Genomic DNA, 20785 nt, shown 5'->3' with positions numbered 1-20785 from the left:
TTACGTTGACGTTTTTTGTGTATCTAATGCTTAAAGTAGATTTTGATAACGAATAATAATCCTATAAATATCAAAAAACCAATTAAAATTTTATAATTTCCTTTGTAAAAAACTTTGTGTAGATTGGCATCTTTTCGGTAAGCAAACACCATTGCAATTACAAAAGCTATAAAAAAACAGAGTGCAAATATTAGTTGACCTTGGCTGAACATGTTGAAATAATTTTCTACAAATTTAGGTAATAGTTTAGAAATAGTTGTTAATTTTCCGTTTCAAATCAATAACTATATTAGGATGCAAAAACAAATCAACGCTGTTAAGGAATTTCACACAGCATTTAGAATAGGACATAGTGAATCTCCAATTGCTGATTTAGGAGAAAGTAAAAAAGAACTTCGTTATAACTTAATGAAAGAGGAAAATGAAGAATATTTTGAGGCTGTCAAGAATAATGACTTGGTTGAAATTGCTGATGCTCTTGGAGATATGATGTATATTTTGTGCGGAACAATCATTGAGCATGGATTACAAAATAAAATAGAAGAAGTTTTTGACGAAATCCAACGCAGTAATATGAGTAAATTAGGTGAAGATGGAAATCCAATTTATAGAGAAGATGGAAAAGTAATGAAAGGCCCAAATTATTTTAAACCGGATTTTTCTAAAATACTTGTATAGTTTTTTATTGTTGATAAACCCCAAAAAAAGAGATTAAAAAAAATCCCAATTACGTTAGGTAATTGGGATTTTTTTTAATCTATAAATGGCAAACTATATTTTAACAGTCCAGTTAAATGTATCCTCAACCAGTTTGTTTTGCAAGTTAGTAAGCTTTTCTTTTAGTAAACCAGCAAAAGTATTTTCTAGTTTAGGTAATTCATAATAAACATCTTTATATGAATAACCAGCAATTGGATTTACTACGGCAGCAGTACCAGCTCCGAAAATTTCTTTTAAAGTTCCTTTTTGAGAAGCTTCTACTAATTCAGAAACTAATACAGGGCGAACTTCTACATTGATTCCTTCTTTTTTGGCCATATCGATAAGACTTTTTCTAGTTATACCGTCTAGAATTCTTTCACTCACAGGTGCTGTCAACAAAGTGTCATTTATTCTAAAAAATACGTTCATTGTACCAGCTTCTTCTAGTTTTGTATGCGTTGCATCATCAGTCCAGATTACTTGTTGGAACCCTTCTTTGTTAGCCAAAGTAGTAGGGTAGAATTGTGCAGCATAGTTACCAGCAGCTTTTGCAGCACCAATACCGCCATTTGCAGCTCTACTAAAGTGCTCTGCTATTAATACTTTTACTTCTCCAGAATAATATGCTTTTGCAGGAGATAATAATATCATGAATTTGTAATCTTCTGATGGATTCGCAACAACTCCAGCTCCGGTAGCAATCATGAAAGGTCTTATGTACATAGTACTTCCATTTTCATTTTTTACCCAAGCTTCATCCAATTTTAATAATTGTTTCAAACCTTCTATAAAAACAAATTCTGGTACTTCAGGCATAGCCATACGTACAGCAGAAGTATTAAAACGTTTGTAGTTTTCATCTGGTCTAAAAAGCCAAATATCATTATTTGTATCTTTATAAGCTTTCATACCTTCAAAAATGGCTTGGCCATAATGAAACACTTTTGCAGATGGATCAAGTAAAAGTGGAGCATAAGGCTTAATGACTGGTTGCTGCCATTCTCCATTGATGAAATCACATTCTAATAAATGATCTGTAAATACAGCTCCAAAAGATAAATTATCAAAATCAACTTCATTTATTTTTGAAGTAGCTGCTTTTATTGTCTCTATTTTGTTGGTTTGAGTGGTACTCATAATTATTGCTTATAGTATTAAAAAAAAGAGTTGTTTAGTAAATAAACGGTTTCAGTAAAGAAAATTATCTGTGCCCTTTATTACTGATTGCAAAATTAAATAAAAATCAGATAAAATGTTGTCAAAAAATCATTAATTATGGTCTTTAACTGTGATTTAATTATTGTATAATTTTATTTAGAAAATCATGTTAAATTCTGTGGAATATATAAAAAATATGGTTTTTAGATAACGATAAGAAATTCTTTTATTTATTTTTGAAAGCAATATAGAGTGCTGAAATGCTATATCAACTCAAAAACAATACTTTGGAAAGAGAAATTATACACACATCTGATGGTTCTACAACAATTCATATAAAAGAATGGGACGAATGTTATCATTCTAAACATGGAGCGATTCAAGAAGCTAAACATGTATTTATTAAAAATGGATTAGCATTATTCCCGAATCAAAAAGTTTCTATTCTTGAAATTGGATTTGGAACAGGTTTGAATGCTTTTATTACTTTTTTGGAATCCAAAGGATTGAATCAAACAATTGATTATGTAGGAGTAGAGGCTTTTCCTATTTCGGAAGAAGAGCTTCAATCCATGAATTATCCGGAAGAATTGAATGCATTAGATTCAAAAAATATTTTTGATAAAATGCATTCTGAAAATTGGGGAGAAAAATTTGAGTTGTCTGAAAATTTTTCATTAACTAAGAGGAAACAGTTTTTTGAAGAAATTGATGATATTGAAAAGTTTGATTTAATTTATTTTGATGCTTTTGGATATCGTGTTCAGCCCGAATTATGGAGTGTTGCTGTATTTGAAAGAATGTTTAAGTCGCTTAAAGAAAATTCGGTATTAGTAACTTATGCCGCAAGAGGCGTTATTAAAAGGAATATGATAGAGGTTGGATTTACTGTCGAAAAATTAGCTGGTCCTCCTGGGAAAAGAGAAATGTTTAGAGCGAAAAAATAATTTTTTCATGAACTCCTTTGTTTATAATGCTTCGCTACGAAATCGTTATAATTTTCACATTTCTGTGTTAAAAAAAAGATTTGTATTTGAAAAAAAATGTACATTTACAGTATTAAAATCAAGATATAAACCCCGAAATCTTAATTTATTATGTCTAAAATAATGTTTGATTACACAAAATCTGTGTTAGAAAGAGTGAGTTTTGACCCAGTACTTTTCTGTAAAGAATTAGAAAAAGCGATTCGAACACTATTACCTTTCGAATTGGATCAATTAAGAGAGTGGTTGTTTGACTTCACCATCGAAAAACCAGAATTAAAACAATGTCTAATAATTGTTAATTCATAAAAAAAGAGGAATCATTTTAATGATTCCTCTTTTTTTATGAATTTGTTTTTTATTTAGATAATTCTTAATGAAACGAATAAATAACTTACAATAAAACTACAAAACAGGTTGTTTGACGATTTATTTTGTTTTTTATGGATTGTTTTTATTTGGAGTATTGAATTATTTCAATACTTTTGCACCTGTTTACTAAGACAAAATTATTTAAACCTTTTTGTTATGTCTAGAATGATTTATGATTATACCAAAATGGTGCTCGAAAGAGTAAGCTTCGATCCTGAACTTTTTGAAAAGGAATTAAAAAAAGCTATTAAGAACTTATTGCCTTATGAGATTGAACATTTAAAAAAATGGTTACTATTCTTCACTGATGAAAAGCCAGAATTAAAACCATGTTTGATATATATTGGGTAGAGCTAATAAAAAAGGAACCAATTTGGTTCCTTTTTTTTGATTATTATTTTTTTAAAAGTGGGCTAACAATTTGTACATTTTGGAAAACGATTGCTCCTTTTACAACTCCAGAAATGGTACTTCTTAAAGCATCAATAATTTGGATTTTTAATTCACTCTTAGGATAAATTAAACTTACTTCACGAGCTGGTTTCGGTTCTTTAAAATGTCTGAGTTTTAATTTGTCAGAATCTTTTAAATCCAATGTGTGTAAATAGGGTAGTAGTGTGGTGCCTAGTCCTTCATCAGCTAGTTTTATAAGTGTTTCAAAACTTCCGCTTTCTATTTGGAAAGATTTAAGTCCTGTTTCGTTACGATTTTTACATAGATTTAAAATTCCGTCTCTAAAGCAATGTCCATCCTGTAGAAGTAAAATTTCATTAATATTAAGATCGTCTATTTCAATTTCTTCTTTTTGAAAAATAGCATTATTTTCAGGTATATAAGCTACAAAAGGTTCAAAATAAAGAACAATTTCTTTTATTTTTTCGTCTTCTAAAGGTGTAGCAGCAATAGCTGCATCTAGATTTCCATTTTTTAATTTTATAATAATTTCGTCTGTATTTAATTCCTCAATGATTAACTTTACTTTTGGATATTTTTTGATGAAATTATTCAAAAACATTGGTAATAATGTCGGCATTATTGTCGGAATTATTCCAAGTCTAAACTCGCCGCCAATAAATCCCTTTTGTTGTTCTACAATATCTTGAATTCTGTCGGCTTCATTGACAATATTTTTGGCTTGATTTACAATTTTTTGACCAATATCAGTAAGTTGAATTGGTTTTTTTGTTCTGTCAAAAATTTGAATATTAAGTTCTTCTTCAATTTTTTGAATTTGCATACTTAGCGTTGGCTGAGTTACAAAACATTTTTCGGCTGCTAGAGTAAAATTTTTGTGTTCGGCTACTGCCAAAACATATTTGAGTTGTGTGATAGTCATTGAATAGTATATTTTTATGCAAATATAAAAACAATCAATTTAATTTATAGTGGTTTTTTTGGTTTATTACATAATTTTGGATAAATAAAATATAAATAGCATTCTCTAATTTATTGAGAGTCAAAATAAATATAGATATGAAAGTAAATGTTTTGGGGTTACCCGTTGAAGAATCAGAAGTTATAATAGTAGAATTGAATGTATTGTTGTCAAATTATCAAGTTTATTATCAAAGTCTAAGAGGTTTACATTGGAATATTAGAGGAAGAAGGTTCTTTGATTTACATTTAAAATTTGAAGAGTTATATAATGATTCTCAACTGAAAATTGATTTGATAGCTGAAAGAGTTTTAACTCTTGGAGGAAGACCATTGCATACTTTTGAAGATTATATAAAATTCAATCAACTAACAGTTGGGAAAAATATTTCAAATGATGAAACAAGTATCCAGTTAATAGTTACTTCTCTTTCTCAGCTATTAAAAATAGAAAGAGAAATTCTAAGTAAAGCTTCAGATATTAATGATGAAGGAACAAATTCTATGATGAGTGACTTTATTGTTGAGCAAGAAAAAACCATTTGGATGATGAAAGCCTGGTTAGAAGAGAGTTTGTAATCATTAAATTTTGAGTAATAGCCTTGATGTTTTTGATAATATTTAGATTATATGTTTGTGTTAAAATTAGATTAATTTTGTAAAACTAATTTTTTTGTTCAAGTTCTATCTGCTATTTTTGCTGACATGAAAATTTTTGCTAGTATTATATTATTGTTTTTTGTTTTATTTTTGGCGGCGCCTACAATAGTGGCATGCTTAGAAAAAGACAAGGATAATACTAGTCTTTGCGGAAATTGTGGTCCTTCTTCTTCTTTTGAAGAAATAAAACATGATATAAAGTATTATACTTTTAACTCTTTTTTTGAAATTTCTTTTTTAAATTTAAAAAAAGCATCAGGGGTTATCATTTTTGAAAATTTATCGAAACATGATTTAAATTATGCTTCAATATTTATACCTCCACCAAATAAACTTTAGTCTTACTCCCCCATTTTCATCATTATTTGTAGTTGATTACTCATTTATTTACAGATTTTAATTTGTAAATATGTAGTATATTAGCAGTATGTAATAGTATCCCATATCTAATTGGAATAAGTTGCTATGAAATATTGTATACAAATGTTATTAGTGTGTACGTTGCTCTAGATGTGCAGATGTGATTAATTGCTTTAGTATTTGTTATTACAGATGCTAATAAAATGATGAAATATTTTTTTCGATACTTAGTTTTACAGACTAAGTGTTTGTTTTTACAGTATAATATTGTAAAGCGAATCTTAATCAATCTTATTATAATAACTTTTTTTATGTCAAATAAAACTAATCTTTTTGCTCACTTTAAATCGGATTTTGCATCTGGTTTAGTAGTCTTTTTGGTGGCTTTGCCACTTTGTTTAGGAATTGCTATGGCCTCTGGCGCTCCTTTGTTTTCTGGAATTATTACAGGAATAGTTGGAGGGATTGTCGTTGGGTTTTTAAGTCAATCTCAAATAAGTGTTTCAGGACCTGCTGCTGGTTTAACAGCGATAATACTTACTGCCATTACCAGTTTAGGTGGATTTGATACTTTTTTAACTGCTGTTTTTATTGCAGGACTTATTCAATTAACTTTAGGTTTGCTAAAGGCTGGGAGTATTTCTAATTATTTCCCAACCAATGTTATTGAAGGAATGTTAGCCGGTATTGGAGTTATAATTATTATGAAACAATTGCCACATGCTTTTGGATATGATGCCGATTTTGAAGGTGATCAATCTTTCTCTCAAGCAGCTGGAGATAATACTTTTTCTGCTCTTTTTGATGTTTTTAATCATTTACAGTTAGGAGCAATAGTGATAACATTAATTTCTATAGCAATTTTAATTGCATGGGATAAAGTTCCAGCTTTAAAAAAATTGAAGTTAATACCAGGTGCGTTGGTTGCTGTAATTGTTGGTATATTATTGAATGAATTTTTTATATCATCTGGAAGTTCATTAGCTATTCAGAAAGAACATTTAGTTTCATTACCTGTACCAACATCATTTAATGAATTTAAAGCAATTATTGTTACTCCTAATTTTGCAGGTTTCATGAATCCACAAGTTTGGGTTGTTGGTGTTACTATTGCTGTTGTTGCTTCTATAGAAACTCTTTTGTGTATTGAAGCTGCCGACAGGATGGATGTACATAAGCGATATACTAATACAAATGTAGAATTAAGAGCTCAAGGAATTGGAAATATAGTGTGTTCATTAATAGGTGGGTTACCATTAACATCTGTAGTAGTTCGTACATCTGCAAATAATGAAGCAGGGGCTAAATCAAAATTATCAGCAATAATTCATGGTGTATTATTATTAGTATGTGCTTTATCAATTCCTTTTATTTTAAATAAAATTCCTCTAGCTACTTTAGCTGCAGTTTTGATTTTAGTTGGATATAAGTTAGCAAAACCAGCAACATTTAAACATTTTTGGAATTATGGAAAATACCAATTTTTACCTTTTATAGCTACCTTTCTAGGAGTTGTATTTACAGATTTATTAAAAGGAGTTGTTTTGGGAATTGTAATTTGTATTGTATTTATTTTGAGAGGAAATCTTAAAAGAGCGTACAGTTTTAGAAAAAAAGAATATGTTGATGGTGATATTATTCATATCGATTTAGCTCAGGAGGTTTCTTTCTTAAATAAAGCAGCAATAAAAATGACTTTGTCTAAAATTCCAAAAAACAGCAAAGTGATTATTGATGCACAGGATACAGTTTATATTGCTCATGATATTTTAGATTTGATACATGAATTTAAAACAACAAGAGCTATTGATGATAATATTAAAGTAAAATTGAAAGGATTTAAAAAAGAGTATGCGTTAGAGAATACTGATGAATCACAAAATCATGTTACGATTGAGCGTCATTATGATTTTGCGAAAAGAGAAATGGTAGATAAGAAAATCATTAGCAAAGATTTTTAAAATAATTGTAAATTTACAATAGCGAACAGATACCTATTTTGTATCGATTTTAACTAATTAAACAGACTTAAAAAATAAATTAAAATGAGTGATTTTTATAAAAAAATATTAGACAATAATAAAAGATGGGTTGAAGAACAATTAGATTTGGATCCAGATTTCTTTAAAGATTTAGCTAAAGGACAGCAACCACCTTTATTGTGGATAGGTTGTTCTGACAGTCGTGTTCCCGCAAATGAAATAATAGGAGCAAAACCAGGAGAGGTTTTTGTTCACAGAAATATTGCTAACATGGTAATTCACACGGATATGAATATGTTGAGTGTATTGGATTATTCTGTGAATGTATTAAAAGTTAAACACGTTATAGTTTGTGGACACTATGGTTGTGGAGGTGTAAAAGCGGCTATGGGTAATGATTCAATAGGGATTATTGATAACTGGATTCGCCATATTAAAGATGTCTACCGTTTACATGATAAATATTTAGATTCAATTACTGATGAAACTGAACGTTTTAATGCTTTTGTAGAAATTAACGTAAAAGAACAAGTTTTTGATTTAGCAAAAACTTCTATAGTGCAATCAGCTTGGAAAAACGGACAAGATTTGTCTCTTCACGGCTGGGTTTATGGTTTAAATTCGGGATTTGTAACCGACTTGGGAGTTAATTTTAGTTCGAATGAAGATTTGGATGAAGTTTACCAACTTAACATCAAAAAGTAATAAATTGTACAGTAAGTATTGAATAAATTAGAAAAAAGAAAGGTTGTCTATAATTTTAGACAGCCTTTTTTATTAATCGTCTTGTTCTAAATTTTCATTGAATGTAGAGGGTAAAAGCTTCGGGATAAATTTAATCAGGATTGGTAATAATAAACTTCCTCCAGGAAGTAAAAATATGGTTAAAGACGGTATTGTTTTGCAAATATCTAATAACTGTTTTTTTACTTTTTTCTTTTCTTTTTCATCCAAATCCCTATGAGTAGAATGCGCCAAAAGCAACATTAATTCTTTACTTCCAATTATTTCTTTAATTAATCTCGATTTATTGCGGGATATTAAGGTAATAACACTTTTTGTAGTTTGATCGTAAAAATGCTTTACAGGATTTGAATAATTAAAATATGGGATTTCTTTTTTGTGTTTACTTATAAAATTATCTGTATTGATAATACCTTTATCTACAAAATCATCTTCAATAAGTAGAGAATTTGCTAATGTGTGCAAAAAGTAAGATTCATTATTCTCCATGAAGCCATCGCTCCATAAAGCCATTCCAGCGATATCAATTAAGTATTTTTTTTCTAATTCGGCAGTAAAATAGTCTAGATCTAGAGTTTCTAGTGTAATATTCTCTTTTTTAGAAAATTTACTATATCGAACTGACGCTTCAAATAATTTAATTAATAAATCATCGTATTGTGATTTGTTATTCTTTATTTTTAAAGCAAGAATGACAATGTTTACAATAGTTTCTTCAATTTTTTTTAGATATTTTTCAGGTATTTGACCTTGTATCAGATATTGGCGAAAAGCCAAAACATCTATAAACAACAGTGCATTGGTAACTAAATGAGAAAAGTTTTTGTTTATTATATTGTCATTTGTTTGTACACGTTCGTCAATTATTTTTTCTAAAGTTAATGCAGGCGAAATTTTTGGAACAATTTTTTTGAATAAACTAAATCCTTCAGGATGCATTTCTTTGTAAAAAAGATTGGCTTGTTCAATAAAATTAGAAGGGTCTTTTTCTTTATTTGTTAATGAAAAAATACTGTATAGAGCATTCAGTAAAGCTACTTTTGAAATCTCTTCATTGAACCAACCTTTAGTCTCTATTTCGAAAGTAGTGTCAAAAGAAATGATATGACCGTATATAAAGCCTGTGTTTCTTAATTTTTGATAAAAGCTTGCTTCAGTTTCAGATACACTCTGTTCTGATAACTTTAATTTTGTAAAAAATTTTTCTATCCAACCTGATGCCGAAGGGTTAATCATTGCTTTATTTTGATTATGCAAAACTATGTTTTTTTATCAATCAATACCTAATTCTGAGGGTTATAAAATGGTATATCTAGTGTTTTTTGTGAAATCACACTTTTGAATTTGAGTACAATGTGAATTTAATTTTAAAAAAACTATATTTCTATTTAAATATTAATTTGGATATTTTTTTGAAGCGGAAAAAGTAGAAGTTTTTAATATAGTATAGTTCCTGCTATTTGTTGCAATCTTTTTATTTTTAAAGAAAAAACAAATAAATATTTTCAATTTTATTTGAGGCTTAAGTAAGTGAAGGATACAAATAAATTAATCTCTTGATTTTTTATTTTGAGCACAAAGATCAATTATTGTCGTAATTCTATTGCTTCTGGTTTCTTCTCTTTTAGCTTGATTAAGCCAGTATAGATAGCTTTTACGGTATGAAGGACTAAAGTTTAAGTAATTCTCGTGTGCGATTTTATTTTGTTTGAATGCTAATGTTAGATCTTCTGGGATTATTAGATCTTCAACAGCGTCTAAAGACGTCCAAGAACCATTTTGTTTGGCAATTTCAATTTTAGCTAACCCACTTTCATGCATCAAATTACCAGCGGTAAGTTTTTCAATATAAGTTTTGTTGAGTTTACTCCAAACGCTTTTAATTTTTCTTGGAGTAAATAGTTGTTTTCTGCTGTGTTCGTCAATATTTTTTACGGTCGAATCAATCCAACCATAACAAATAGCAACTTGAACAGCATCTTCCCAACGCATACTTTCGAAAGGGCTATTCACTTTATAAAAAATTAAATACACACCAACTGACGAATCATGATTATGATGTAACCATTCTCGCCAAGTTGCTGCGTCTTTAAAATAATGCTGTTCTTTCTCTTTCAAGTGAGATTATTTTTTATTTGATAATTGCAGAACAAGCAACTCTTGCTCCAGCATTCCCTGCAGGTTGGCTTACAAAATCATCAGCTCCTTGATGTACAATAAGTCCTTTTCCTAGAATGTCTTTTGCGGCATCTCCACAACCAATACACCATTCATCTGTTGTTAATGTTATAGTGCCATTTCCTTTTTCATCTGCAGTAAAATTACCAATATCTCCCTTGTGATATTCTGCTTCACCCCATTTTCCGTGTTTTTTGAAAGTAGGATTCCAGTGTCCTCCTGCTGAACTTCCATCTGCTGCAGAACAATCTGATTTCTCGTGAATATGAATAGCATGGATTCCTGGTTTTAATCCAGCAATTTTGGCTACAAATGTTACTTTGCCATTTTTTTCAATGAATGTAGCTGTTCCAGTAACATTACTATTACTTTTAGATTCGAAAGCTATGTTTAAACTTTTAGAATCGCTTGAATTGCTTTTTGGTTTACAACCAATGATTGCAATAATGATAAGTGCGATAGAGAAGATTATTTTTTTCATAAGTGCGAAATTTATTTAGATTATAAAATTACGTATAAAAAAGCGTATTAAAATTAAGGATGCTGAAAATCTATTTTGATTTTTCTCCTACAAAATGGTTTGTTGGTGATTTAAACAATATATTAAATGATGTCAAACTTCCATAAATGCGGGTAATGTATTGTTGCAACTCAATTTTTTCTATTTCTTCTATTTTACTGCTATTTATTTTTTGTTCCATTACACGTAAACGGTCCCGAACCATTATGATTTTATGAAAGAAAGTGTCAATCGGAATTTCTTTGGGAGCCAATCCAGTTTGTCCAGGTTCTAAAATTAGTTTACCGCCTTTCCATTTGTCTCCAATGGGTACAATTTCGGAAACATCAGACCATTTTTTAAGAAGATCTCTTAACGATTGTTCAACTTCCGAGAAACTTACCGTATCAACTTCATCTACAGTAGCTTCAATAACTTTGAATTCATCATCTAGAGCAATGGTTTCAAGACCATTTTCTATAAATGTTACCCAATATTCTTTTGATGAAACATTGGTAATTACCCCTTTTCCATATTCGGGATGCTCAATTCGAGAACCTATTCCTAGTAGTGTCATGATTTTTTCTTTTCTACGAAAATAATTATACCTTTTTTAAAAAGCAAATTAGAAAGCAAAACGTCTTTTTTTCGTATTAAATTTTTTATATTTACATGAGATAATTTGAATTTTAAATCTAGATTTATGAAGAAAATAATGGCTCTCATAGTGTTTATTTGCATAAATTTTACTTCCTGCACGACAAAAAAAACTACTTTAGAAACAACTTCACTCGAAGGGACTTGGCAGCTAAATTATATAACTGGACCTAAAATTGCTTTTGATGGTTTGTATCCTAATAAAAAACCAACAATTGTATTTGATATTATAAATAATAAAGTTGCGGGGAATAATAGTTGTAATCAATACTTTGGAGCATTAATTCTAGATGGTTCAAAAATTGATTTTAAAGAAGCTAAAATGGGTATGACAATGATGGCTTGTCAAGGTAATGGAGACTCATTCTATATGGAAATTTTACAGAAAATAGAAACATATACCATAACAGACGAGGGTAAAACCTTAAACTTATTGGTAGGTGATATTGTGATGATGCGATTCAATCACCAAAAATAATTTCATTATTCTTTCTTGTCTTTTGATTATTTGAAAATAAAAATAAATTGATAAATTATGAAAACAATAATAACAACTCTTTTTCTTTCTTTTTCGGTATTGATTGGTTTTGCTCAAGAAAAAACAAAACAACAAATAAAAGAAGAACAAAAAGCTGTAAAGCAAAAAGAAATAGATGCTTTAGTTCAATCAAAAGAATATGAATTTGAAGCAATAATGGCCTATCCTCAAGGAACTAGAAGTATTGATTTGACTACAAACTCTAATTATTTACGATTCCAAAAAGATACTATTCATAGTGAAATGCCATTTTTTGGACGAGCTTATAGTGGTGTTGGCTATGGAGGAGATGCAGGATTAAGTTTTAAAGGAGCTATTAAAGATTATTCTTTAAAAAAAGAAAAAAAAAGTTATACAATTAAAGCTACCGTAAAAGGAGATAACGATTCATATGATATTTTTTTGACAGTATATTTTGATGGAGGTGCTAATCTGTTAATCAATTCTACAAATCGTAGTGCAATTAGTTATAGAGGGAATATAGGTAAACTTAAAGTTGTAAAATAGTTAGTTTTTTTTAAGAATAATTTGGTGCTAATTAATTTAACGGAGTATAATTTAAAGAATTTTTTTGCTTTTATCAGAATTCAACGATTTACAGCATCTTCTAAAATGAAAAGCTATATGTTAAAATTTTTTGCTCCTTTTGTATTTATTTTCTTTTTGAATCAAAGTTTGGTTAATGCTCAAATTAATTCAGACAGTAGTAGTGTTTGTCCTCCCAAAACAATTTTTGATTTATTTAAAAAGAAAGATTCGCTCATTGTAGTAAAGCCAATTAAAAACAGTTTTTTTCTTATAATTCCTATAATTGGGGTACAACCCGCCACTGGATTTAGTTATGGAGCGACAGCTCAATATACTTTTAAAGGTCAAGACGTTCTTGATAAATATTCATCTGCAAATATTGGAGTGGTTTTTACAACCAAAAAACAGTTGATGGTTAATATTAAAAACAATATTCTGTTAAAAAACAATAAAATTTACTTAAGTGGGGATTCTAGAATGTATGTTTTTACTCAGCCTAATTATGGTTTAGGTACCAATAATATCTCAAGCGACAAAAAAGATCCAGATTTCGATATTGAATCAATTGAAGAGCCAATGGATTATAATTATTTTAAGTTTCATCAAACGATTTCTTGGGAAGTAAAGAAGAATTTTTATATTGGAGGAGGCCTTAATATTGATTGGTATTCTTCCATCGTTGATGAAGATCTCGATGTTGAAAATGGAAAATTTACGGATCATTACAATTATAGTATTAAGAATGGATTTAATGATAAGGAGTATTTTGTAAATGGGCTAAGTCTTAATTTTATTTATGATTCAAGAGATAATCAAATTAATTCAAGGAAAGGTTGGTATGCAAATTTAAACTATAGGTTTAATTCAGCTTTATTTAACGAACAAAAAGGGAGTAATATATTGTATACGGAATTCAGATATTTTTTGCCACTAGACCCTAAAAAAGAGCATTTTATTTTAGGTTTTTGGACTTTTGGACAATTTGTGACTAAGGGTGTGGTGCCTTATTTAAATTTGCCAGCAATAGGTTGGGACCAACGAAATCGAAGTGGAGAAGGATATACTCAAGGATTGTTTAGAGGGAATAATTTGGCATATTTACAAGTAGAGTTGCGATTTCCAATTACCTGTAGTCAAACTCTTAGTGGAACAGTTTTTACAAATTACACAACCGCTAGTAATAAGAATGAGCATGTTGGTCTTTTTGAATACATCCAGCCAGCATTTGGGGTTGGATTAAGACTTTTAATAGATAAAGCTACTCGAACTAATCTTGTTTTAGATTATGCAGCGGGAAATCATTTTAATGGAGTTTATTTGAATGCAGGCGAAACTTTTTGAAGATTTTTTTCTTTTGTATGTTTAAGTTAAATTAGTTATAACAAATATGTTTTTGATATCTTTTTTTTAATTTTTATTTAAGCTAGTAGGGATAAATCCTTATATTTGTTTTTGTATATAATTAAAAAACAAACGAATATGAAAAAAGTATTTTTATTATTAGCAGTAATATTTTCAACAGTGGGTTTTGCTCAGTCTACCTTAAAAGATGATGTTGATGTTGTGCAATCAGTTTATGGAAAATCTAAAACGGAATTAGTGAGCCAATATATGGCATTAACTGGGACTCAAGCTGCAGATTTTACAAAAATTTATGAGGCTTATGAAACTGAAAGAAAAAAATTGGGACAAGAAAAAATCCAACTAATAAATCAATATGCGACTGACTATGGAACTTTAACAGACGCTAAAGCGGATGCAATTGCAAAGCAAGCTTTAAAAAACAATGTTGATTATGACAAGCTATACTCTTCGTATTATGAAAAAGTAAAAAAAGCTGTTGGAGCTATAAATGCAACTAAATTTATTCAACTTGAAATTTATTTACAAACGGAAATTAGAAGTAGCTTGCAAAATGCAATACCGTTTGTTGGGGAATTAGATATGACAAAAGTAAAATAAGAAGTTTGCTTAATGACTTTAAAAAGAGTGTAATATTAGTATTGCACTCTTTTTTTGTAGTTTTAGGTATGATTTTCTTTTTTGATTGGGATGAACCAAATGAATTCTTTTAATTATAAGTTTATTTATAATAAAAGTGTTAATTTTTGTTTCCTTATTGTAGAAAAAAATGTTAAATTTGAATAAGCTTTTTGATATTTATATAAACTAAAAATCAAATAATGAAAAATTTAACTACTCCCTTTAGAATTACCTTCATTTTTGTAGCAGTATTTTTGATTTCTTCAAATGCTTTGTTTGCGCAAGGATCGCCAAGAGATTTTAAAAACTCGGTGAAGTTTAATGTTTCGAATATGTTGCTTTATGACAACTCTTATCAGTTTGCTTATGAGAGAGTTATGAAGAAGAACCAGACTTTGAATGTATTTGGTGGATATCAAGAATTTAAATTATTTACGGTTGATATTGATAATGCCAATTTTAGTAAAAATAATAATAGAAACGGATACTCTGTTGGAGCAGATTATAGATTTTATTTAGGGTCTGTTAATAAATATAGTGCGCCTAGAGGTGTTTATTTGGCTCCCTTTGTTAGTTTTTTTCAATTTAAAACAGATAGGGAATTGTTATATACTAATCCTGACAATGGAGCTGTTAGTTCAACTAATTTTATATCAAAATTGAATATGACTAATTTTGGTGGAGAGTTAGGTTATCAATTTGTTTTATGGGATAGATTTGTTGTGGATTGTATTTTATTTGGGCCTTCAATTACCCGATATAGTTTTAATGCCAAATTGGATAACGATATTCCTGGACTTGATGAAAATGAAACTTTGCAAAAAATAATAGAGGCTTTGAAAGACAAATATCCTAATATAGGAGATTTAACTGGCGATGAAGGATTTCAAAAAAAAGGAGTACAGTCCATTACTGCTGTAGGATTTAGATATAGTATTAGTATCGGATATAGGTTTTAGAGAGCAATAGATAAATGTAAAGCCTCAAATTTTGAGGTTTTTTAATTTTAAATAATGACTTGTTAAATACAAGTGACAAATTATAATATTAAATAAATTATTAACTTCCTATTATTTTAAGTATGGCTTTAATTGATTTTACTTGTGTTAGAAAAAATGTTTTTTTATTCATGAGTCTTTTTTTTATTAGCAATTTATTAAATGCACAAGATCTGGAGCCCAGAGCTTATGCAAACATGCCAAAAGACGGTAATGTTATTGTAGCAAGTTACGGTTATATGAAAGGAGATGTGGTATCAGAAGCAACATTACCAATTGACGATTTTATTATTACAAGTAATAATTTTGGAGTCGGTTATTTACATACTTTTGGTTTAGCTAATAAATTAGCAAGAGTCCAAGTTGCTCTCCCTTTTGTACTTATGGATGGTCACGCTACGGTAAATGGGGATAAAATAACTGGGAACAGAAATGGTTTTGGAGATATGCGCATTAGACTTGGAATTAATTTGTTGGGTTCACCAGCATTAGGTAGAAAAGAATTTAGTCAATACCAGCAAAAGACAATATTTGGAGTAAGTTTGGTTACTTCAGTTCCTATAGGTCTCTATTATCCTGATAAAAGAATTAATATTGGTACTAATCGTTGGGGATTTAAACCTGAAGCGGGTGTTTCAAAACGTTTTGAGCATATTTATACAGAATTTTATTCTGGAGTTTGGTTTTATACCCAAAACAAAGAATATCTTGGAGATAATGTTTTAAAACAAGACCCTGTGTTAAATTTTCAAGGACATGTTTGTTATTATTTTAAAAATCAAATGTGGCTTGGTGTGAATGGGACTTGGTTTAGTGGAGGAAAAACCGCTGTTGATGAATTGCCTGCGGGAAGTGTTATCAATAGTTCCAGAATTGGAGCAACATGGTCCATGCCTTTGTCTAGAAGTCAATCGATTAAATTGCAGTTTAACACGGGGGTTTTCAAAGATTTAGGATTAAATTACGATTCGGTTACTTTTTCTTACCAATATGTTTTCTTTTAAATAGTATGTTTCCATCTGAATTATTAAATTAAAAATACTGAATGAGTTGTTCAATTTTAAAAAATATAAAAAGTGATTTTTTCATTTTAATAATTACTTGTTTTATTGGAGGAGTTGGATATACTCAAAATGATGAAACGGTCAGAATTATTAAACTGGATGAAGCCATACAGTTAGGAATTCAGAATAACAATCAAATTAAATTAGCCAACTCTGATGTTGTAATTGCTAATGAAAATTTGAGTCAGACCAAAATTGCCAAAACCCCGATTTTAGGACTAAACATGGGGTATAATTATATTGGGAATCCTAAAATTTATGATGGTTTTTATGAAAAGAGTATTGATGTTGATTATTTTAATCATCAAGCTTCAGCCTCTTTTTTAGCATCAATGCCATTGTATTATGGGGGTGTGATTAACAATCAAATTGATAAACAAAAATTGATTGTCAGTATGCAGGAATCGGTTGTAAAAATGACCGAGACAGAAATTAAACAAACCATTACCTCACAGTTTTTTACACTCGAAAAGTTATACAAACAAATTGAAGTAACGAAGCAAAATATTATCAATACGGAGTTACGAATCAAGCAATTAAAATCAAGGGTTGAAAATGGTCAAAACCTGAAAAGTGATTTACTAAGAACTGAATTGCAGCAATCTAATTTTGAAGTGTCCGTTTTTCGTAGTACCAATTCGATTGAGTTAATCAGCAATTATTTGGATATACTAACTGGGTTGCCTACTAATACTAAATTGAAGCCTGTTTTAGACGGTATTTTAATTCCTAAAACAGATTCTAGTTTGGACGAAAGTTTGTCTGAAGCTTATCAAAATAGATATGAAATCAAACGTTCGGAAATCAATGTTAAAATAGCTGAATCATCTTTGGATATTACCAAGAGTGGTTTCAAACCCAATATCAATGCTAATTTATTATTGAATACTCAATATCCTGCGCAATGGCCAAATTACACTACTAATACCCTAAATTATTGGGGAGCTGGAGTTTCACTCAATTGGGATGTTTCAAGTTTCTACAATATAAAACATCGAATTAACAGTGATCAGGAGCAAATTAACAAAAGTAATATCGCTCTTGAAGCAACCAAAGATGTGATCAATCAAGATGTAAAATCAGCTTTTGTTCGTTTTGCTGAAAGCGTGAAGAATATTTCGACTTTTAAAAAAGATGTGGATTTAGCATTGAGTAATTACAAAATAGTAAAAAGCCGTTATGACAATGATTTTGCCGTGATTAGTGACATTGTTGATGCTGAATTACAACTGAATGAAGCCAAAATTTCATTAAACAATGCCAATATAGATTCAATAATCCAATATTATTTCTTGCAATACGCAATGGGTAAACTTTAAAATATTTTTATGAGCGAAGAAAATGAAAGTAATGAAATTGCTTTGAAAAGCGAAAAAAAGAGAAATAGAATATTAACTGTTCTTTCTTTTATTTTTATACTAATTGGAGGTATTTGGATATTGAGTTTATTCTTCGACTTCCATCGCTATGAAACAACAAATAATGCTCAAGTAGAATCCTATATCAGCAGTGTGACAGCCAGAGCCACAGGGCATATTGTAGAAATACGTTTTGAAGCCAATCAGTTTGTGCATAAAGGAGATACTTTGGTAATTCTTGATGATGAAGAATTTAGAATAAAAGTAAAACAAGCCGAAGCAGATTTGGCTGTCGCCGAAGGAAATCTACATTCGTTAGAACAATCTATTGTTACAGCAAGTTCAAATCAAGGAGTAGTCAAAGATAAATTAGAAGGAGACAGAGCAAATCTTGACAAAGCTGAAAAAGATTACCACCGTTTCAAAAATATGTATGCCGATTCAGCTGTAACGCTCAATCAATATGAGCAGGTAATCTCAAAATTACAATCGACTAAATCGTATCTCAAAGCTGCCGAAAAAGAATTATTGGCAAGCGGTTCGATGACCGAACAAAGTTCTATTAATCTGGAATCTGCAAGAGCAACAGTTGCTAGAAGAAGAGCTGATTTAGAGAATGCAAAATTACAATTATCTTATACACATATTATGGCGCTTTCTGATGGTTATGTAGGGGAGAGGACTATTTCTGTTGGCGAATTAATCAATGCTAATCAAGTGGTTGCGACTTTAGTTTTAAATCAAAAGTTATGGGTTACTGCCAATTTTAAAGAAACTCAAATTGAAAAAATCAAGCAAGGTCAGGAAGTTACAATTACCATCGATGCGCTTGATAACAAAGAATTCAAAGGAAAAGTGACAGGTTTCTCACCTGCAACAGGAGCTAAATTTTCTATGGTGGAACCTGATAATTCTACAGGAAATTTTGTCAAAATCACACAGCGAATTCCTGTGAAAATTGATTTTGAAGCTTCTGCAAAAGAATTGGAAGAGGTTAAGCCTGGTATGAATGTTTCTGTTGAGGTAAAAAAATAACAGTATGATTTCAATCAAAAAAGGAAGTATTTTTACTCTTGTAGGACTTTATGTTCTTACGATTCCTTTTTTTAATGCGTTGAATGTAACCTCTTATGACAATTCACAAATATTAGGACATTTTGGTGCTTCTACTATCGCTTTTACGTATTCAACCTATATTCCATTTTTTGCCATGTTGGGATTTTTACCCCTGAGCTTGAAAATTGGAAAACAAATTAAGATAAGAACTATGATTTTATCAGTTAGTTTCTTGTCACTTATTTGCAATACAGCTACTTTGTATGCGACGACTATTGAGTGGTTTACCGTTTGGCGTTCACTATTAGCAATTTTATCTATTATTGGAATTTTTGCTTCATTACTTCCAATACTTATGAAATACAATCCCGTCTTCAATATGCCTATTTTGTACGGAATTGTTCAATTTATTATGCAGGGCAGCAAGCAGTTGTATCAATATTTTGGAACACAAATGACGAGTATTCACAATTGGACTTTTGGAGTTTATTTTTTAAATATTAATTTTTTAATAGCTATTGTTTTGGCTTGGATATTTTATAAAAAAGATATAGCTCCAATGAAAACCCCGTTTCAATTTGATTGGAGAGGCTGGATTATCATACTATTATTTTTTACAATTGTGCTTTTTCTTTGCGCCGAAGGACAAACTCGCAATTGGTTAAGTGATCCAAAAGTAGCTATGGCATTTGCTTTTTTACTGATTATAGTTGGAGTTTATTTGATTCACGTTCGATTAACCCAAGCTCCTATAATCAATACCGATGTTTACAAATACAAAAATGTAGTTCTTGGTTCTCTTCTTTTTTTTTATACCGGGATGATGAATGGAACAGGAGGGATAGTAACGGGTTTTATGACCAATATTTTGGGTTTTGATACAATTTATGTGGCGAGAACTCATTTGGCGATTCTCATTGGTCTTTTTATCGCCATTCCATTATCGACTTATCTTTTGTTCAAGAGAATTTATCTTTCTACAATTTGGGTTGTAGGTTTTGCTTGTTACGGAATGTATCATGCCATCCTTTATTTCAGATTTTATCCAGAAATAGACTCGGCTGATTTTTTCGGACCTTTTATTTTCAAAGGATTGGCTATTGGCTTTTTGTATCCTGCAGCCTCGCTTTATATTTCCGAAAATGTTCCAAAACCTTTGGGAGACTCCCGAATGATGAGCGGTGTTATTGCCCGTGTCATTTTTGCATCATTATTGGGAGGAGCAATTTTAGGAACCTTTATCTCCAATCTGAATGTACAGCACAAAACAGGTCTAAGTCAGCAATTAACTGCTTTAAACCCTTTGGCGCAAGCCCAATTGAATAAATCAAAGAATTATTACTTAAGTCAGGGATTATCGGCTGCCGAAGCACAAAAGAATGCCGAAAAAAATCTTTCGAATCAAACCGCTAAGTCATCAATGATGCTGGCGTACAAAGATATTTATCTGGTCATGTCGGCATTGTGTTTCTTCCCCATATTGATACTTTTATTGTTCAAAATGGCTCGAAGACCAATAGGAAGTGTGGCTGTAGAACCCATTCCATTTTAAAACATTTGTTTTACATTTATAATAAAAAATCAGAAT

General features: G+C 30.0%; 24 protein-coding genes. 17 read left to right on the top strand and 7 right to left on the bottom strand.

Going from position 1 to position 20785, the window contains the following annotated elements; genetic code table 11:
* Positions 1-23: 23 nt before the first annotated feature.
* The gene (locus tag CLU82_RS20940) at positions 24-212 is read right to left on the bottom strand and encodes a hypothetical protein (protein ID WP_100841547.1); all 189 of its coding nucleotides are present in this window, start codon (positions 210-212) and stop codon (positions 24-26) included.
* A gap of 82 nt (positions 213-294) precedes the next feature.
* Between CLU82_RS20940 and CLU82_RS02210 the strand changes: the two genes are divergently transcribed.
* Positions 295-678: a nucleoside triphosphate pyrophosphohydrolase family protein gene (locus CLU82_RS02210; protein ID WP_100841546.1), complete on the top strand. Its 384-nt coding sequence runs from the start codon at positions 295-297 to the stop codon at positions 676-678.
* Between the two features lie 93 nt (positions 679-771).
* Here the strand turns inward: CLU82_RS02210 and CLU82_RS02205 are convergent, their stop codons facing one another.
* Positions 772-1839, bottom strand: coding sequence for a branched-chain amino acid aminotransferase (locus CLU82_RS02205; RefSeq protein ID WP_100841545.1), 1068 nt, complete (start codon positions 1837-1839; stop codon positions 772-774).
* 308 nt (positions 1840-2147) lie between these two features.
* Here CLU82_RS02205 and mnmD point away from each other — a divergent pair, with 308 nt between their 5' ends.
* The 3 genes from mnmD (at position 2148) to CLU82_RS02190 (ending at position 3569) form a co-directional block, all read left to right on the top strand.
* Positions 2148-2807 carry a tRNA (5-methylaminomethyl-2-thiouridine)(34)-methyltransferase MnmD gene (gene mnmD / locus CLU82_RS02200; RefSeq protein WP_100844902.1) on the top strand — a complete coding sequence of 220 codons (660 nt, stop codon included), beginning with the start codon at positions 2148-2150 and terminating at the stop codon, positions 2805-2807.
* Between the two features lie 150 nt (positions 2808-2957).
* The gene (locus CLU82_RS02195; RefSeq protein ID WP_100841544.1) at positions 2958-3155 is read left to right on the top strand and encodes a hypothetical protein; all 198 of its coding nucleotides are present in this window, start codon (positions 2958-2960) and stop codon (positions 3153-3155) included.
* Positions 3156-3374: 219 nt separating this feature from the next.
* Positions 3375-3569, top strand: coding sequence for a hypothetical protein (locus tag CLU82_RS02190; RefSeq protein WP_100841543.1), 195 nt, complete (start codon positions 3375-3377; stop codon positions 3567-3569).
* 43 nt (positions 3570-3612) lie between these two features.
* Here the strand turns inward: CLU82_RS02190 and CLU82_RS02185 are convergent, their stop codons facing one another.
* A complete protein-coding gene (locus CLU82_RS02185) occupies positions 3613-4554 on the bottom strand; it encodes a LysR substrate-binding domain-containing protein (RefSeq protein ID WP_100841542.1) in 942 nt (313 codons plus the stop codon).
* Between the two features lie 137 nt (positions 4555-4691).
* Here CLU82_RS02185 and CLU82_RS02180 point away from each other — a divergent pair, with 137 nt between their 5' ends.
* From CLU82_RS02180 to can, 4 genes are all read left to right on the top strand, one after another.
* Positions 4692-5171: a Dps family protein gene (locus CLU82_RS02180; RefSeq protein WP_100841541.1), complete on the top strand. Its 480-nt coding sequence runs from the start codon at positions 4692-4694 to the stop codon at positions 5169-5171.
* A 126-nt stretch (positions 5172-5297) separates the two neighbouring features.
* Positions 5298-5591 (top strand): hypothetical protein, encoded by a 294-nt coding sequence (locus CLU82_RS02175; protein ID WP_100841540.1) that lies wholly within the window; start codon positions 5298-5300, stop codon positions 5589-5591.
* A 332-nt stretch (positions 5592-5923) separates the two neighbouring features.
* Positions 5924-7573, top strand: a complete 1650-nt coding sequence (locus tag CLU82_RS02170) for a SulP family inorganic anion transporter (protein WP_100841539.1) — start codon at positions 5924-5926, stop codon at positions 7571-7573.
* Between the two features lie 84 nt (positions 7574-7657).
* Entirely contained in the window at positions 7658-8299 is a 642-nt protein-coding gene (gene can, locus CLU82_RS02165; RefSeq protein WP_100841538.1) for a carbonate dehydratase, read from the top strand.
* Positions 8300-8371: 72 nt separating this feature from the next.
* On the opposite strand, the gene CLU82_RS02160 is transcribed toward can, so the two are convergent.
* The 4 genes from CLU82_RS02160 to CLU82_RS02145 all read right to left on the bottom strand — a co-directional run bounded on the left by CLU82_RS02160 (position 8372) and on the right by CLU82_RS02145 (position 11592).
* The gene (locus tag CLU82_RS02160) at positions 8372-9574 is read right to left on the bottom strand and encodes an LETM1-related biofilm-associated protein (protein ID WP_100841537.1); all 1203 of its coding nucleotides are present in this window, start codon (positions 9572-9574) and stop codon (positions 8372-8374) included.
* Positions 9575-9886: 312 nt separating this feature from the next.
* On the bottom strand, positions 9887-10456 hold the full coding sequence (locus CLU82_RS02155) for a YdeI family protein (RefSeq protein WP_198520178.1): 570 nt from the start codon (positions 10454-10456) through the stop codon (positions 9887-9889).
* A gap of 13 nt (positions 10457-10469) precedes the next feature.
* Positions 10470-10997, bottom strand: a complete 528-nt coding sequence (locus CLU82_RS02150; RefSeq protein WP_100841536.1) for a superoxide dismutase family protein — start codon at positions 10995-10997, stop codon at positions 10470-10472.
* Positions 10998-11067: 70 nt separating this feature from the next.
* Complete coding sequence (locus CLU82_RS02145) at positions 11068-11592, bottom strand: hypothetical protein (RefSeq protein ID WP_100841535.1); 525 nt, start codon at positions 11590-11592, stop codon at positions 11068-11070.
* A gap of 126 nt (positions 11593-11718) precedes the next feature.
* Here CLU82_RS02145 and CLU82_RS02140 point away from each other — a divergent pair, with 126 nt between their 5' ends.
* The 9 genes from CLU82_RS02140 (at position 11719) to CLU82_RS02100 (ending at position 20749) form a co-directional block, all read left to right on the top strand.
* Positions 11719-12150 carry an META domain-containing protein gene (locus tag CLU82_RS02140; protein ID WP_100841534.1) on the top strand — a complete coding sequence of 144 codons (432 nt, stop codon included), beginning with the start codon at positions 11719-11721 and terminating at the stop codon, positions 12148-12150.
* Between the two features lie 57 nt (positions 12151-12207).
* Positions 12208-12717, top strand: a complete 510-nt coding sequence (locus CLU82_RS02135) for a DUF4251 domain-containing protein (protein WP_100841533.1) — start codon at positions 12208-12210, stop codon at positions 12715-12717.
* A 117-nt stretch (positions 12718-12834) separates the two neighbouring features.
* Entirely contained in the window at positions 12835-14079 is a 1245-nt protein-coding gene (locus CLU82_RS02130) for a BamA/TamA family outer membrane protein (protein ID WP_232735194.1), read from the top strand.
* Positions 14080-14217: 138 nt separating this feature from the next.
* The gene (locus CLU82_RS02125) at positions 14218-14700 is read left to right on the top strand and encodes a hypothetical protein (RefSeq protein ID WP_100841531.1); all 483 of its coding nucleotides are present in this window, start codon (positions 14218-14220) and stop codon (positions 14698-14700) included.
* Positions 14701-14921: 221 nt separating this feature from the next.
* A complete protein-coding gene (locus CLU82_RS02120) occupies positions 14922-15680 on the top strand; it encodes a hypothetical protein (protein WP_100841530.1) in 759 nt (252 codons plus the stop codon).
* A gap of 170 nt (positions 15681-15850) precedes the next feature.
* The gene (locus CLU82_RS02115; protein WP_100844900.1) at positions 15851-16723 is read left to right on the top strand and encodes a transporter; all 873 of its coding nucleotides are present in this window, start codon (positions 15851-15853) and stop codon (positions 16721-16723) included.
* Positions 16724-16764: 41 nt separating this feature from the next.
* Complete coding sequence (locus CLU82_RS02110) at positions 16765-18102, top strand: TolC family protein (protein WP_100841529.1); 1338 nt, start codon at positions 16765-16767, stop codon at positions 18100-18102.
* A 9-nt stretch (positions 18103-18111) separates the two neighbouring features.
* Positions 18112-19176, top strand: a complete 1065-nt coding sequence (locus tag CLU82_RS02105) for an HlyD family secretion protein (RefSeq protein WP_100841528.1) — start codon at positions 18112-18114, stop codon at positions 19174-19176.
* A gap of 4 nt (positions 19177-19180) precedes the next feature.
* Positions 19181-20749: an MFS transporter gene (locus CLU82_RS02100; RefSeq protein WP_100841527.1), complete on the top strand. Its 1569-nt coding sequence runs from the start codon at positions 19181-19183 to the stop codon at positions 20747-20749.
* Positions 20750-20785 lie beyond the last annotated feature (36 nt).

Origin of the sequence: Flavobacterium sp. 5, assembly GCF_002813295.1 — a bacterium.
Taxonomy (GTDB): Bacteria; Bacteroidota; Bacteroidia; order Flavobacteriales; family Flavobacteriaceae; genus Flavobacterium.
This window is presented reverse-complemented; position numbering and strand designations above follow the sequence as displayed.